Annotated in this window: 13 protein-coding genes; 6 read left to right on the forward strand and 7 right to left on the reverse strand. The window is 68.0% G+C overall.

From position 1 onward, the window contains the following. Window positions 1–66: 66 nt before the first annotated feature. A complete protein-coding gene (locus L0M17_RS10915; protein WP_372498063.1) occupies window positions 67–1,044 on the reverse strand; it encodes a heme o synthase in 978 nt (325 codons plus the stop codon). A 287-nt stretch (window positions 1,045–1,331) separates the two neighbouring features. Here L0M17_RS10915 and tkt point away from each other — a divergent pair, with 287 nt between their 5' ends. The 6 genes from tkt to pgl all read left to right on the forward strand — a co-directional run bounded on the left by tkt (window position 1,332) and on the right by pgl (window position 9,630). Continuing rightward, window positions 1,332–3,434 carry a transketolase gene (gene tkt, locus L0M17_RS10920; RefSeq protein WP_241053985.1) on the forward strand — a complete coding sequence of 701 codons (2,103 nt, stop codon included), beginning with the start codon at window positions 1,332–1,334 and terminating at the stop codon, window positions 3,432–3,434. A 67-nt stretch (window positions 3,435–3,501) separates the two neighbouring features. Next, window positions 3,502–4,623 carry a transaldolase gene (gene tal / locus L0M17_RS10925; RefSeq protein WP_241053986.1) on the forward strand — a complete coding sequence of 374 codons (1,122 nt, stop codon included), beginning with the start codon at window positions 3,502–3,504 and terminating at the stop codon, window positions 4,621–4,623. Further along, entirely contained in the window at window positions 4,620–6,230 is a 1,611-nt protein-coding gene (locus L0M17_RS10930; RefSeq protein WP_241053987.1) for a phosphoglucose isomerase-related protein, read from the forward strand. The genes tal and L0M17_RS10930 overlap by 4 nt, the downstream gene beginning before the upstream one ends. A gap of 94 nt (window positions 6,231–6,324) precedes the next feature. Then, window positions 6,325–7,884, forward strand: a complete 1,560-nt coding sequence (gene zwf / locus L0M17_RS10935; RefSeq protein ID WP_241053989.1) for a glucose-6-phosphate dehydrogenase — start codon at window positions 6,325–6,327, stop codon at window positions 7,882–7,884. Beyond that, complete coding sequence (locus L0M17_RS10940) at window positions 7,881–8,822, forward strand: glucose-6-phosphate dehydrogenase assembly protein OpcA (protein ID WP_241053990.1); 942 nt, start codon at window positions 7,881–7,883, stop codon at window positions 8,820–8,822. Before zwf ends, L0M17_RS10940 begins: the two co-directional genes overlap by 4 nt. Beyond that, entirely contained in the window at window positions 8,812–9,630 is an 819-nt protein-coding gene (pgl, locus tag L0M17_RS10945) for a 6-phosphogluconolactonase (RefSeq protein ID WP_241053991.1), read from the forward strand. Before L0M17_RS10940 ends, pgl begins: the two co-directional genes overlap by 11 nt. A gap of 113 nt (window positions 9,631–9,743) precedes the next feature. On the opposite strand, the gene secG is transcribed toward pgl, so the two are convergent. The 6 genes from secG to whiA all read right to left on the reverse strand — a co-directional run bounded on the left by secG (window position 9,744) and on the right by whiA (window position 15,245). Further along, on the reverse strand, window positions 9,744–10,001 hold the full coding sequence (gene secG / locus L0M17_RS10950) for a preprotein translocase subunit SecG (protein WP_241053992.1): 258 nt from the start codon (window positions 9,999–10,001) through the stop codon (window positions 9,744–9,746). A gap of 53 nt (window positions 10,002–10,054) precedes the next feature. Next, window positions 10,055–10,867, reverse strand: coding sequence for a triose-phosphate isomerase (gene tpiA, locus L0M17_RS10955; protein ID WP_241053993.1), 813 nt, complete (start codon window positions 10,865–10,867; stop codon window positions 10,055–10,057). Between the two features lie 89 nt (window positions 10,868–10,956). After that, a complete protein-coding gene (locus L0M17_RS10960) occupies window positions 10,957–12,192 on the reverse strand; it encodes a phosphoglycerate kinase (protein WP_241053994.1) in 1,236 nt (411 codons plus the stop codon). Between the two features lie 40 nt (window positions 12,193–12,232). After that, complete coding sequence (gene gap, locus L0M17_RS10965) at window positions 12,233–13,240, reverse strand: type I glyceraldehyde-3-phosphate dehydrogenase (RefSeq protein WP_241053996.1); 1,008 nt, start codon at window positions 13,238–13,240, stop codon at window positions 12,233–12,235. A 291-nt stretch (window positions 13,241–13,531) separates the two neighbouring features. After that, on the reverse strand, window positions 13,532–14,167 hold the full coding sequence (locus L0M17_RS10970) for a superoxide dismutase (protein WP_241053997.1): 636 nt from the start codon (window positions 14,165–14,167) through the stop codon (window positions 13,532–13,534). Window positions 14,168–14,264: 97 nt separating this feature from the next. Then, window positions 14,265–15,245, reverse strand: coding sequence for a DNA-binding protein WhiA (gene whiA / locus L0M17_RS10975; RefSeq protein WP_241053998.1), 981 nt, complete (start codon window positions 15,243–15,245; stop codon window positions 14,265–14,267). Window positions 15,246–15,289: the final 44 nt, after the last annotated feature.

The raw sequence follows: 15,289 nt of genomic DNA on the forward strand, positions 1-15,289 counted from the left end.
CCGCCGCCCCCTTTTCTTTGGTGGGGGGAAAGTTCGTTGGTGGGGAAAGCTGTTCAGCGATGCATTTCAACGGACCAGCGGCAGCCCGACGAACGGGTCGATAGCGAGGGCGAGGAAGAGGATCGTGAGGTAGCTGATCGATCCGTGGAAGACCTTCATGGCCTTCTTGTCCTCGATCTCCTCACGCTGGGCGCGCGAGTAGAGCGCGTGCGATTCCCACAGGAACCAGCCGCCGACGGCGACGGCCGCGAGGGTGTAGACCCAGCCGGCGTGACCGAGCGGGACGAGCAGCAAGGAGCAGATCACCATCGCCCACGCGTAGAGAACCACCTGCACCGAGACGACCTTCGCCCCTGCGACAGCGCCGAGCATCGGAACGTGGGCGTTGCGGTAGTCCTCGCCGTAGCGCATGGAAAGCGGCCAGTAGTGGGGCGGCGTCCAGAGGAAGATCACCATGAAGAGGACGACGGCGGGCCAGCTCACCGTGCCCGTCACGGCAGCCCAGGCGATGAGCACCGGGAAGCAGCCCGCGGCGCCGCCCCACACGATGTTCTGGGCCGTGCGTCGCTTGAGGACGAGCGTGTAGATGACGACATAGAAGAAGATGGCCCCAGCACCCAGCACCGAAGAGAGCGGGTTCGCACCGAACCACAGGATCGCGAGCGACGCGATACCGAGGATCCACGCGAACGCGAGCGCTTCGCGCGGGGTCACCTCGCCGGTGACGAGGGGCCGATTGACGGTGCGCCGCATCAGACGGTCGATGTCGCGGTCGATGTAGCAGTTGAAAGCCCCCGCGCTGCCTGCAGCAAACGCACCGCCGATGAGGGTCGCGGCGATGAGGCCGATCGACGGGAATCCGCGCTGGGCGTAGATCATCGTCGGGAGCGTGCTGACCAGGAGCAGTTCGATGATGCGAGGCTTCGTGAGGGCAACGTAGGCCTTGAGCTTGCGGGCCACCCTCGAGCTCTGTGGGCGGGCGGGTGCATGGGCATCAGTACTCACGGGTGCGCGACTCTTTTCTTCTTCTCTCGGAGCCTCCATCATACCCGCGCGCGTATCACCGGGATTTCCGTCGGATCACCCTCGGAAGGTCACATGCGTGATTCACAATCGGCGCAATTTCGGGCAAACCGCTGACCTCAGACGAGCCTCGTGCGTAGTATGTGAGCTGGTTGTCCCGATACCGCAATGCGCGGATTACGTGCCGGGATGGACGAAAAGACGTTTCAATGGTGAACGGCCGGCTGGCTGCCGAGGGCCCACCATGACGGGTTCTGACGCAGCGGTCCGCCGTCAGCGATGGAGAGGGGCTCGTTTACGTGCCTGCTGTGGATGTTGAAGAACTGACGTGGACTGACGTTGACCGCAAGGCGGTGGACACGATCCGCGTGCTGGCGGCCGATGCGGTGCAGAAGGTCGGCAACGGCCACCCGGGCACGGCGATGAGCCTGGCGCCGGCGGCGTACCTGCTGTTCCAGAAGCTCATGCGCCACGACCCGGCGGACCCCCAGTGGATCGGCCGGGACCGGTTCATCCTCTCCCCCGGGCACTCCTCCCTGACCCTCTACATCCAGCTGTTCCTGGCCGGGTACGGGCTCGAGGTCGAGGACCTGGCCGCGCTGCGCACGTGGGGCTCGCTCACCCCGGGCCACCCCGAGTACGGGCACACCAAGGGCGTGGAGATCACGACGGGCCCGCTCGGGCAGGGCCTCGCCTCCTCGGTCGGCTTCGCCTACTCGCAGCGCCGCGAGCGGGGCCTGTACGACCCGAAGGCTCCCGAGGGCCAGTCGCCGTTCGACCACACCGTGTGGGTCATCGCCTCCGACGGCGACCTGCAGGAGGGCGTGACCTCCGAGGCCTCCTCGCTCGCCGGGCACCAGGAGCTCGGCAACCTCGTGGTGATCTACGACGAGAACCACATCTCCATCGAGGACGACACCGACGTCGCGTTCACCGAGGACGTCCTCAAGCGCTACGAGGCGTACGGCTGGCACACCCAGCGCGTGGACTGGACCGCCGGCGGCGAATACAAGGAAGACGTCCAGGGCCTCTACCGGGCGCTGCTGGCTGCCAAGGCCGAGACCGGCCGCCCCTCGATCATCTCGCTGCGGACCATCATCGGCTGGCCCTCCCCGACGAGGCAGAACACGGGCAAGATCCACGGCTCGGCCCTGGGCGCGGACGAGGTCGCGGCCCTGAAGCAGGTCCTGGGCTTCGACCCCGAGAAGTCGTTCGACGTCGACCCGGAGGTCCTTGAGCACACCCGCGGCGCCATCGAGCGCGGCCGCGAGGAGCATGCCGCGTGGCAGGAGTCCTTCGACGCCTGGGCCGCCGCCAACCCCGAGGCCGCGAAGCTGCACGAGCGCATCGAGGCCCGCCGCCTGCCCGAGGGCTGGGAGGAGTCCCTCCCCGAGTTCCCCGCGGGCAAGGACGTCTCCACCCGCGCCGCCTCCGGCAAGGTCCTCAACGCCATCGGCCCGGTCCTGCCCGAGCTGTGGGGCGGCTCGGCCGACCTCGCGGAGTCGAACAACACCACGATCGAGGGCTCTCCCTCGTTCATCCCGGCCTCCCGCTCGACCGCCGCCTGGAAGGGCAACCCCTACGGCCGGGTGCTGCACTTCGGGATCCGCGAGCATGCCGCGGCCTCGATCGTCAACGGCATCACGCTCGGCGGGAAGACGCGCGCCTTCTCGGGCACGTTCCTGATCTTCTCCGACTACCAGCGCCCCGCGATCCGCCTCTCGGCGCTCATGGGCATCCCCTCGACCTACGTGTGGACGCACGACTCGATCGGCCTCGGCGAGGACGGCCCGACCCACCAGCCGGTCGAGCAGCTCGCCTCGCTGCGCGCGATCCCGAACCTCGACGTCGTCCGCCCGGGCGACGCGAACGAGGTCGCCGTAGCCTGGAAGACCATCCTCGAGCGCACCTCGAACCCGGCCGGGATCGTCCTGACCCGGCAGAACCTCCCGACCTGGGACCGCGGCGAGGGCGGCTTCGGCTCCGCGGCAGGGGTCGCGAAGGGCGGCTACATCCTCGCCGAGGCCCAGCGCGACGGGGCCGACGTCACCCCGGACGTGATCCTCATCGGCACCGGCTCCGAGGTCCAGCTCGCCGTCGCCGCCCGCGAGGCGCTCGCCGCGGAGGGCATCGCCGCCCGCGTCGTGTCGATGCCCTGCGTCGAGTGGTTCAGGGCGCAGGACCCCGAATACCGCGAGTCCGTCCTGCCCGCGTCCGTGAAGGCCCGCGTCTCCGTCGAGGCCGGCCTCGCCCTCGGCTGGGCCGAGTTCGTCGGCGACGCCGGCCGAAGCATCAGCCTCGAGCACTACGGCGCCTCCGCGGACTACAAGACCCTCTTCACCGAGTTCGGCATCACCTCGGAGGCAGTCACCCTCGCCGCCAAGGATTCAATCGCCGCCGCCCAGCGTTAACAGAAGAGAGAGTGCGGCTACCCCGCCATTCGGGGCACTGACCATCCCCTCAAAAGGAGGAACCGAAATGACTACCCCCACACAGGCCCTCTCGGACGCCGGCGTTTCGATCTGGCTCGATGACCTCTCCCGCCAGCGCCTCCAGGACGGCTCCCTCAAGGCCCTCATCGACGAGAAGAACGTCGTGGGCGTGACCACGAACCCGACGATCTTCCAGGGCGCGATCACCAAGGGCCACGGCTACGACGCGCAGCTGCGCGAGCTCGTCGCGGAGGGCGCCGACGTCGAGCGGACGGTGTTCGAGCTCACCACCCGCGATGTCGCCGACGCGTGCGACCTCTTCGCCCCGGTCGCCGAGGCGACCAAGGGCGTCGACGGGCGCGTCTCCATCGAGGTCGACCCGCGCCTGGCCTGGGATACGGCAGGCACCATCGCCGAGGCGAAGAAGCTGCGCGACAAGGTCAACAAGGGCAACGTCTACATCAAGATCCCGGCCACCCTCGAAGGGCTCGAGGCGATCGCCGAGACCCTCGCGAACGGGATCAGCGTCAACGTGACCCTGATCTTCTCCCTCGAGCGCTACCGCGCGGTGATCAACGCGTTCCTGACCGGGCTCGAGAAGGCCAAGGAGAACGGGCACGACCTGTCCAAGATCCACTCGGTCGCCTCGTTCTTCGTCTCCCGCGTGGACACCGAGGTCGACAAGCGGCTCGACGCCATCGGCACCGACGAGGCCAAGGCCCTCAAGAGCAAGGCCGGTCTGGCCAACGCCCGCCTCGCGTACCAGGTGTTCGAGGAGGAGTTCAGCACCGAGCGCTGGAACCTGCTCGCCGACGCCGGGGCCCTCCCGCAGCGCCCGCTGTGGGCCTCGACCGGGGTCAAGGACCCTAACCTGCCCGACACCCTCTACGTCGCCGGCCTCGTCGCCCCCGGCGTGGTGAACACCATGCCGGAGAAGACCCTCGACGCGACCTTCGACCACGCCGAGATCACCGGCGACACGGTCCGCGGCACCTATGAGGAGTCCAACGCCCACCTCGACGCGCTCGAGAAGATCGGGGTCTCCTACAACGACGTCGTCGCCGTCCTCGAATCAGAGGGCCTCGACAAGTTCGTCGCCTCCTGGAACGACCTCCTCGCCGACGTCGAGCGCACCCTCTCGGAGACCGCACAGGGAGCCCGCGCGTGAGCGCCCTGACGTTTGACGCGACTGGCGCCGCACGCGAGGCTGTCGAGTCTCGCGTGCCGCAGCTCGCTGCTGACAACGTCGCGAGCCGCATCTTCGCGAAGGACCACACGCTGTGGGGCAAGGATGCTGAAGAGGAATCGGCCAAGCGCCTCGGCTGGATCGAGGCCGCGTCCGTCTCGCAGCCGCTCGTTGCCGACATTGTGAGGCTGCGCGACGAGCTCCGCGCAGAAGGCGTCGACCGCATCGTGCTGTGCGGCATGGGCGGCTCCTCGCTGGCCCCCGAAGTCATCACCGCGACCGTCGGCGTCCCGCTCGTAGTCCTCGACTCGACTGACCCCGAGCAGGTGTCTGCCGCGCTCTCAGAGCGGATTGAGGCCACGGCGATCGTCGTGTCCTCGAAGTCCGGTTCGACGGTCGAGACCGATTCGCAGCGGCGGGCGTTCGAGGCCGCCTTCGAAGCGGCGGGCATCGAGGCGAAGCAGCGCATCGTCGTCGTCACCGACCCGGGCTCGCCGCTCGAGGCAGCGAGCCGCGAGGCGGGGTACCGTGCAGTGTTCAACGCGGACCCGAATGTCGGCGGTCGCTACTCGGCGCTCACGGCCTTCGGACTGGTGCCCTCGGGGCTCGCGGGTGTTGATATCCAGGCCCTGCTCGATGAGGCTGAGGAAGCAGCCGAGCTTCTGCGGGAGGACTCCGAGGACAACATCGGGCTGCAGCTCGGTGCGGCCCTCGGCGGCACGTCACCGCTCCGCGACAAGATCGTGATCGTCGAGGACGGCTCCGGCATCAACGGCTTCGCCGATTGGGCCGAGCAGCTCATCGCCGAGTCGACCGGAAAGCTCGGCAAGGGAATCCTGCCCGTCGTCGCTTCCGTTACTTCGCCTGAGGTAACGGAGGACGCCGACGACGTCCTGGTCGTCCGGCTTGTCTCGGCAGACGCCGAGCCCGTCCTCGGGCCCAACCAGGCCGCCGTGGGCGGGACGCTCGCAACGCAGATGCTGGTGTGGGAGTTCGCGACCGCCGTCGCCGGGCGCCTGCTCGGCATCAATCCCTTCGACCAGCCCGACGTCGAGGCCGCCAAGGCCGCCGCTCGTGGCCTGCTCGATGCCCGCCCCGAGCCGACGCCGGCAAACTTCACGGAAGGCGCGATCGAGGTCCGCGGCGGAGATTGGCTCGGCGGCGCGGCCACGGTCGAGGAAGCCGTCAAGGCGCTGCTCTCCCAGCTCACTCCCACGGGCTACCTGAGCGTGCAGGCGTACCTCGACAGGCTCGCCTACCCGCAGCTCGAGGGCGTCCGCGACCTCTTCGCGAAGGCGACGGGACGCCCGACGACGTTCGGCTGGGGGCCCCGCTTCCTCCACTCGACGGGGCAGTACCACAAGGGCGGTCCGGCCGTCGGGGTGTTCCTTCAGGTGACGGCTTCGGCGTCGAAGGACGTCGAGATTCCCGGCCGGCCCTTCACGTTCGCTCAGCTCATCGAGGCTCAGGCCGCGGGAGACGCCCAGGTGCTCGCCGAGCACGGTCGGCCGGTACTCCGCCTGCACCTCACGGATCGCGACGCCGGCGTCCAGCAGCTGACCGATCTGGTCTCGGCTCTGGCCCGCTGAGGCTGCGAGCCGCCGGCCCGGCCCTTGCGGCCGGGCCGGCGGCTTTTGCTTGGTTCCGCTTTGACGGACCGCACGGAAGGAATAGAAAGGCATCATGCCAGAGAACGACAACGGCGCTGCCGGGTCGAAGCGGGGCGGAAATCCGCTCCGCGACCCGAGGGACCGGCGCCTGAACCGGATCGCGGGGCCGTCGTCGCTCGTGCTCTTCGGAGTCACAGGCGACCTCGCGCGCAAGAAGCTCATGCCAGCCGTGTACGACCTCGCGAACCGGGGCCTCCTGCCGCCCAGTTTCGCACTCGTCGGCTTCGCCCGGCGCGAATGGGAGAAGGAGGACTTCGCCGAAGAGGTGAAGGCCTCTGTCAAGAAGTACGCGCGGACCCCCTTCGACGAGGCGGTGTGGGCGCAGCTTAATGAGGGCGTGCGCTTCGTCCAGGGTTCGTTCGACGACGACGAGGCGTTCGAGCGCCTCAAGGCGACGCTCGAGGAACTCGACGAGCAGCGGGGCACGCGGGGCAACCACGCGTTCTACCTCTCGATCCCCCCGAAGGCCTTCGAACAGGTCTGCCGCCAGCTCTCTGCCCACGGACTTGCCCAGGCGGAAGAGGGCAAATGGCGCCGCGTGGTCATCGAGAAGCCGTTCGGCCACAATCTCGAATCCGCGCGCCAGCTCAACGACATCGTCGAGTCCGTCTTCCCGCCAGACGCCGTGTTCCGCATTGACCACTATCTCGGCAAGGAGACGGTCCAGAACATCTTGGCGCTCCGCTTCGCGAACCAGCTCTTCGAGCCCATCTGGAACGGCAATTATGTCGACCACGTCCAGATCACGATGGCCGAGGACATCGGCACGGGCGGCCGTGCAGGCTATTACGACGGCGTGGGCGCGGCGCGCGACGTCATCCAGAACCACCTGCTCCAACTCCTCGCGCTCACCGCGATGGAGGAGCCCATCTCCTTCGACGCTGAGGACCTGCGCGCCGAGAAGGAGAAGGTTCTCGCCGCGGTGCGGCTCCCGGAGGATCTCTCCCAGCACTCGGCGCGTGGCCAGTTCACGGGTGGCTGGCAGGGTGGCGAGCTCGTCAAGGGCTATCTCGAAGAGGAAGGCATTCCCGCCGACTCCACGACCGAGACGTATGCCGCGATCCGAGTGGACATCAACACGCGCCGCTGGGCCAGCGTGCCGTTCTACCTCCGTGCAGGCAAGCGCCTCGGGCGCCGCGTGACGGAGATCGCCGTCGTCTTCAAGAAGGCCCCGAATCTCCTGTTCCGCGATCAGGGCACGGCCGAGTTCGGCCAGAACGCCGTCGTGATCCGCGTCCAGCCCGACGAAGGCGCGACCATCCGATTCGGCTCCAAGGTGCCGGGCACGCAGATGGAAGTCCGCGACGTCAGCATGGACTTCGGCTACGGCAACTCGTTCACCGAGTCGTCCCCCGAGGCCTACGAACGGCTCATCCTCGACGTGCTGCTCGGGGAGCCGCCGCTCTTCCCGCGCCACGAGGAAGTCGAGCTCTCGTGGAAGATCCTCGACCCGTTCGAAGAGTACTGGGCCAAGACGGGGGACAAGCCCGAGCCCTACGCACCTGGCAGCTGGGGGCCCGCGTCGGCTGACGCACTCATGGCCCGCGACGGACGCTCTTGGAGGCGGCCTTGATCATCGATCTCCCCCACACGACGACTTCGAAGATCTCGAAGGAGCTCATGAACCTCCGCCATCAGGGCGGGGTCGTGGCCCTCGGCCGGGTCCTCACGCTCGTCGTCATCACGAAGCACGGCTTCGAGGAAGAGGCCATCGAGGCGGCCAACCAGGCGAGCCGCGAGCACCCCTGCCGAATCATCGTGCTCGTCGACTCCGGCCGCGACTCGGCCGACAGGATCGACGGCCAGATTCGGGTGGGCGGGGACGCCGGCGCCTCGGAGGTCGTCGTCCTCCGCGGCTACGGACGGCTCGCCGAGGAGAGCGAATCGCTCGTGGCGGCGCTGCTCCTCCCGGATGCACCCATCGTCGCGTGGTGGCCTCATGGTGCCCCGAGCGACGCCGCAGCGACCTCGGTGGGCTGCATCGCCCACCGCCGCATCACCGACTCAGGCAATGAGCCGGACCCCACCGAAGCGCTCTACCGCATCCGTGACACCTACCGCGCAGGCGACACCGACCTCGCATGGACCCGGGTGACGAACTGGCGAATCCAGCTCGCGGCGGCCTTGGATCAGGCTGACGGCTCCCCCATCACCGGAGTCACCGTCGAAGGGGCATCGGACTCACCGAGCACGGTCCTGCTCGCCGCATGGCTCACGCTCGAACTCGACGTGCCCGTGACCATCGTCGCGGACCCTGCGGGCACGGGCATCCGGCGCGTCCGGATGAACCGCCCCGCCGGCGACATCCAGCTCTACCGGCCCGGACTCACCGTCGCCGAGCTGACCCAGCCGGGCCAGCCGTCGCAGCGCATCGCGCTCCCGCGCCGCACCCTCGAGGATTGCCTCGCGGAGGAGCTCCGCCGGCTCGATCCCGATCAGGTGTTCGGCGAGGTCCTCGCCGAGGGCCTTCCCCGGACCAACCTGAGGAGTGTGACGCCCAGTGAGCGCTGATCCACGCGTCAGCATCCATCCCGATTCGTCGGTGCTGCTCGCCGCCATCGCTGCGCGCCTCATCACAAAGCTCGTGGACACCCAGGATCGCTATGGCGACGCCACGATTGTCCTCACGGGCGGCACGATGGGGATCGGCACGCTCCGTGCTGTTGCCGATTCCGCGGCCTGCCGGGCCGTCGACTGGTCCAAGGTCAACGTCTGGTGGGGAGACGAGCGCTTCGTGCCGGCCGATTCGCCGGACCGCAACGTCGTCCAGGCCCGTGCAGCGCTCCTGGACCAGCTCCCGCTCGACCCTACCCGCGTGCACATCCCAGGTGACTCGGACAGGTTCAAGAACCCGGACGACGCCGCAGCAGACTACGCGCGCCAGCTCGAGGAAGCCGCGGCGCGGGAACACGAGGCCGACTTCTCGGACAACCGACCCGAGGAGCCGGGGCTCCTCCCACGCTTCGATGTCCTCCTGCTGGGCGTGGGCCCCGACGCGCACGTGGCGTCGCTCTTCCCGGAGATGGCCGGCATCCGCGAGACGAAGCTGACGGTCGTCGGCGTCACGAACTCGCCGAAGCCGCCTCCGGAGCGGATCTCCCTGACCCTCCCTGCGCTCAAGTCAGCCGGTGAGGTCTGGATGCTCGTGGCGGGCGAGGACAAGGCGGGGGCAGTCGGGCTCGCGCTTGCCGGCGCGGGACCCGTGCAGGTCCCCGCTGCCGGGGCCCGGGGGCGCAATCGCACGCTGTGGCTCATCGACGCCGACGCAGCCGCGCAGGTGCCGGAGAACCTCCTCCGCAAGGAGCCGGCTTCGGCCTAGGGGATCGTCGCCGTCGTCGTTCGAGGAAATCACGACCGTTCGAAGAATCACGACAAAAATGGGCGGGAACAGCATTCGCTGTTCCCGCCCCTTTTGTCGCTAGCGAGCCCCGGTCAGGAGCTGCTGGTGCCAGAAAAACGCATGATGAGGCCAAGAGCGACAATCACGACGCCCCAAGTGAGGCCGAGGATGATCGTGAAGCGGTTGAGGTTCCGCTCTGCCACCCCCGAAGACGCCAGGCCGGAGGACATTCCGCCGCCGAACATGTCCGACAGTCCGCCGCCACGGCCCTTGTGCATAAGGATGAGCAGGGTCAGCAGCAGGCTCGTGATGCCGAGCAGGATCTGCAGGATGATCTGGAGTACTTGCACGGTGGTGCGTGGCCTTCCTCGAGTGGTGATGCGGGTCGAACGGGACAGAGACCCTACGCGCCCGCGTGGCTCTCGAACCTGACAATGCTAGCAAACTCGGCTGGATCCAAGCTCGCGCCGCCGACGAGGACGCCGTCGACGTCTGGCTGGCCGAGGATCGCCGCCGCGTTCGCGGCCTTGACCGAGCCGCCGTACAGGAGCCGGGTGGCGCGGGCGGCTTCGTCCCCGAAGATCGAGGAGAGCTCGGCGCGGATGGCCGCGCACATCTCCTGAGCGTCCTCCGGGCCGGCCACCTCGCCGGTGCCGATGGCCCACACGGGCTCGTACGCCACGACAAGCGTCGATGCCTGCTCTGCGGTGAGGCCCTCCACGTCCGCGCGGAGCTGCGCGAGAGTGTGCTCAACGTGCTGGCCCGCCTGACGGACCTCGAGGCCTTCGCCCACGCAGAGGACGGGAACGAGCCCGTGCTTGTACGCCGCCTTCGTCTTGGCGTTGAGCTCCTCGTCAGACTCCCCGTGCAAGGTGCGCCGCTCGCTGTGGCCGACGAGGGCGTAGGTGCACCCGAGCTTCGCGAGGAATGCACCGCTGATGTCGCCGGTGTACGCGCCCGAGTCGAACGGCGAGAGGTCCTGGCCCCCGTAGACGACCTTGAGGTCGTCGCCCTGCACGAGCGTCTGCACCCCGCGGAGGTCTGTGAAGGGCGGGAAGATTGCCACCTCGACGCGGCCGAAGTCATGGCGCTTGTCCTCGAGGGTCCAGGCCAGCTTTTGGAGGAGGGTGATGGCCTGGACATGGTCCATGTTCATCTTCCAGTTGCCGGCGATGAGCGGGATGCGAGCGAACGAGCCGTTCGAGGACGTGGTCACGGTGTCTCCTGTGGGATGTTCCTGCAAGCGAAGAGAACGCCAGGTGCGCCTCCCCTCCGGGGTAGGCGCACCCGGCGTCATGGGGAATGCTAGGCGCCGAGGGCGGTGAGGCCAGGCAGCTCCTTGCCCTCAAGGTATTCGAGGCTCGCGCCGCCGCCCGTCGAGATGTGCCCGAACTGGGAATCAGCGAACCCGAGCGTCCGTACGGCCGCGGCTGAATCGCCGCCGCCGACGACGGTGAGCGCACCGGCGGTGGTCGCATCGGCGAGGGCCTGGGCAACGGCCTTCGTGCCAGCCGCGAAGGCCGGGAACTCGAAGACGCCCATGGGACCGTTCCAGAACACCGTCTTGGCGCCCTCGATCTCCTTTGCGAACGCCTTTGCGGTGTCCGGGCCGATGTCGAGGCCGATCCCAGCTTCGCCGAAGGCAGTGTCCTCGATGGCGCTGGCCGCCGCGACCTCGTGCTCGGCGTCGGCCGCGAACTTCGAGGCGACCACAACGTCGGTGGGCAGCACGAACTCGGTGCCAGCCGCCGTCGCCCGCTCGAGGTAGGCCTGGACTGTGGGGATCTGGTCGCGCTCGAGGAGGCTCGAGCCGACCTTGTGACCCTGCGCCGCGAGGAACGTGAACAGCATGCCGCCGCCGACGAGAAGCCTGTCGGCCTTGCCGATCAGGTTGTCGATCACTGCCAGCTTGTCCGAAACCTTCGAGCCGCCGAGGACCACGACGTACGGACGCTCAGCGCCCTCGGTGAGGCGCTTGAGCACCTCTACCTCGGCGCGGACGAGCTCGCCGAGGTACGCGGGCAGGATCGAGGCGATGTCGTAGACGCTCGCATGCCTGCGGTGGACCGCACCGAACGCGTCATCAACGTAGGCTCCGTCTTCCCCTGTGAGGGAAGACAGCTCCTTCGCGAACTCCTCGCGCTCGGCGTCGATCTTGCTCGTCTCACGCGCGTCGAAACGCACGTTCTCCAGCACGAGGACTTCGCCGTCGGCGAGGCCAGCAGAGAGCTCCTGGGCACTCGGGCCGACTACGTCGCCCGCGAGCCGCACCGGGAACGAGGCGAGCTCGGCAAGACGGTCTGCTGCGGGCCGCAGCGAGTACTTCTCCTCCGGCATCCCCTTGGGGCGGCCGAGGTGGGCCATGACGATGACCCGGGCGCCGGCTTCGGCCAGCTTCGAAATGACGGGGAGGGACGCGCGGACACGGCCGTCGTCGGTCACGGTGGAACCGTCGAGCGGCACGTTCAGGTCCGACCGGACCAGAACGTGCCGCCCACGGACACCATCGGCGAGCAGCTCGTCGAGAGTGTGTGCAGTCATGGACTCAGGCTATCCGAGTTCCGAGAACGTTACGGCGTTCTCAGAGCTTGGACGCGACGAGCTCCGTGAGGTCGACGAGGCGGTTCGAGTAGCCCCACTCGTTGTCGTACCAGGAGACGACCTTGACCTGGTTCCCGATGACCTTGGTGAGGCCCGCGTCGAAGATCGACGAGGCCGGATCCGTCACGATGTCCGAGGACACGATCGGGTCCTCGGTGTAGGAGAGGTAGCCGGCAAGCGGGCCGGACTCGGAGGCGGCCTTGACCGCCGCGTTGACCTCGTCCTTCGTGACCTCGCGGGAGAGCGTGACCGTGAGGTCTGTGGCCGATCCGGTGGGGACCGGGACGCGGATCGCGTAGCCGTCGAGCTTGCCCTTGAGCTCGGGGAGCACGAGGCCGATGGCCTTCGCCGCACCCGTCGAAGTGGGGACCATGTTGATCGCGGCGGCACGCGCACGGCGGAGGTCGCGGTGCGGGCCATCCTGCAGGTTCTGGTCCGCGGTGTAGGCGTGGATCGTCGTCATGAGGCCGCGCTCGATCCCGAATGCGTCGTTGATCGCCTTGGCCAGAGGGCCGAGGCAGTTCGTGGTGCACGACGCGTTGGAGATGATGTTGTGGTTCTCCGGGTCGTAGACCTCGTCGTTGACGCCCATGACGATTGTGACGTCCTCATCGGTGGCCGGGGCCGAGATGATGACCTTGCGGGCGCCGGCCGCGAGGTGCTTCTTGGCATCCGCGGCCTTCGTGAAGAAGCCCGTTGACTCGATGACGATGTCCACGCCGAGATCACTCCAAGGGAGGTTCGCGGGGTCGCGTTCTGCGAGGACCTTGATCTCCTTGCCGCCGACGACGATGTTGCCGTCGCGAGCCTCGACCTTCTCGGTGAGGCGGCCCGTGATCGAGTCGTACTTAAGCAGGTGGGCCAGAGTCTCTGGGCTCGTGAGGTCATTGACGGCGACGATCTCGAGATCGGCCCCCTGGGCGAGTGCCGCGCGGAAGAAGTTGCGGCCGATCCGGCCGAAGCCGTTGATGCCAATGCGGGTAGTCACTCTGGTTGCTCTCCTTGATGCTCAGCCGAGCATCCCACCTGAGGTGACTGCTCGGACTGTCTGAACGGTCTCGCACATCGTTGGGCAGAGAATTTGCACAAGGAAAGGCCTGCAGCCCGAGTCTCCATTGTCATGGCTGAAAGGCTGGTGGCCTTTCCGCACCCCATCCTACGGAAAAAGGGCCCGTCCGTGAACAGACGAGCCCTCTTTCCGGGGATAGCCGGTGAATTCTCCGCTATGTGACAGAAATCTCAGGTCAGTGAGACCTGGCCGGCAGGGTTTGCTTCACGCTCAGACCGGCGTGACGAGGCTCTTCGCACCGGAGCGGGCAGCCTCGAAACGCTGCGCCACGTCCGCCCAGTTGACGATGTTCCAGAACGCCTTGACGTAGTCCGCCTTGACGTTCACGTAGTCGAGGTAGAACGCGTGCTCCCACATGTCCAGCATGAGCAGCGGGACCGTCGCGACCGGGATGTTGCCCTGCTGGTCGTAGAGCTGCTCGATGACGATGTTCCCGCCGAGGGGCTCGTACGCGAGGATCGCCCAGCCCGAGCCCTGGAGGCTCGTAGCGGCGGCGCTGAAATGCGCGACGAACTTGTCGAAGGAGCCGAAAGCATCGTCGATCGCCGCTGCGAGCTCGCCCTCGGGCCGGCCGCCGCCCTCGGGGGAGAGGTTCTTCCAGAAGATCGAGTGGTTGGTGTGGCCGCCGAGGTGGAACGCCAGGTCCTTGCTGAGGCGCGGGATGTCGGTGAAGTTCCCGGACTCGCGGGCCTCGGCGAGCTTTTCGAGCGCGGTGTTCGCGCCGGCCACGTAGCTCGCGTGGTGCTTGTCGTGGTGGAGTTCCATGATCCGTGCCGAGATATGCGGCTCGAGTGCCGCGTAGTCGTACGGAAGATCAGGCAGTACGTAGGTCACAACATCCTCCATCGGTCGGTTTCCCGCCGCACCGTGTGTCGCGCGACGAGCTGGTGACGGCTCCATCCTATGCAGATGGCCCGATCCTATGCGGAACGCCCTTCGGCGGTCAGCCGTCGAGCATGTCCGGCGTAACGTTCGCTTCTGTACCCGGAATCCCGGTTTCGACCGCCTTCTTGTCTGCCATGGCGAGCAGGCGGCGGATCCGGCCGGCGATCGCATCCTTCGTCAGGGGCGGGTCGGCGAGGCGTCCGAGCTCGTCGAGGCTGGCCTGCTTGTGCGCCACGCGCAGCTCGCCCGCATAGCGAAGGTGGTCCGGGACGTCGTCGCCGAGGATCTCAAGCGCTCGCTCGACGCGCGCGCCCGCCGCGACCGCGGCCTGAGCCGAGCGACGAAGATTGGCATCGTCGAAGTTGGCGAGCCTATTCGCGGTAGCGCGGACCTCCTTCCGCATCCGGCGCTCCTCCCAGGCCATGAGCGCATCATGGGCGCCCATCCGGGTCAGAAGCGCGGCGATCGTATCGCCGTCCCGCACGACGACGCGATCGACCCCCCGGACTTCGCGCGCCTTCGCGGCGATCCCCAGGCGGCGTGCAGCGCCGACGAGCGCGAGAGCGGCCTCCGGACCCGGGCAGGTGACCTCGAGCGACGAGGAGCGGCCGGGCTCGGTGAGCGACCCGTGGGCAAGGAAGGCCCCCCGCCAGACGGCCTCCGCATCCGCGGCCGACCCGTTGACGACGGCGGAGGGCAGGCCCCGCACGGGGCGGCCACGGTTGTCGAGGAGGCCGGTCTGCCGCGCGAGCGCCTCGCCCTCGCGGACGACTCGGATCACGTAGCGGCTCCCCCGCCGCAGCCCCCCGCCTGAGACGACGATGATCTCGGCTGCGTGCCCGTAGACTTCCGCGATCGCGGTCTTCAGGCGGCGCGCGGTCGAGGCCAGATCGACCTCGGCTTCGATCACGATCCGGCCGGAGATGATGTGCAGGCCGCCCGCGAACCGCAGCATCGCCGAGACCTCTGCCTTGCGCTCCGACGACTTCTTCACAGCCAGATGCGAGAGCTCTTCCTTGACACTCTGGGTCAGAGCCATGCCGCCGCCTTCCCGCGCCCCGCCGCAGATTGCGATGCCATCGC

Source organism: Sinomonas terrae (assembly GCF_022539255.1).
Taxonomy (GTDB): domain Bacteria; phylum Actinomycetota; class Actinomycetes; order Actinomycetales; family Micrococcaceae; genus Sinomonas; species Sinomonas terrae.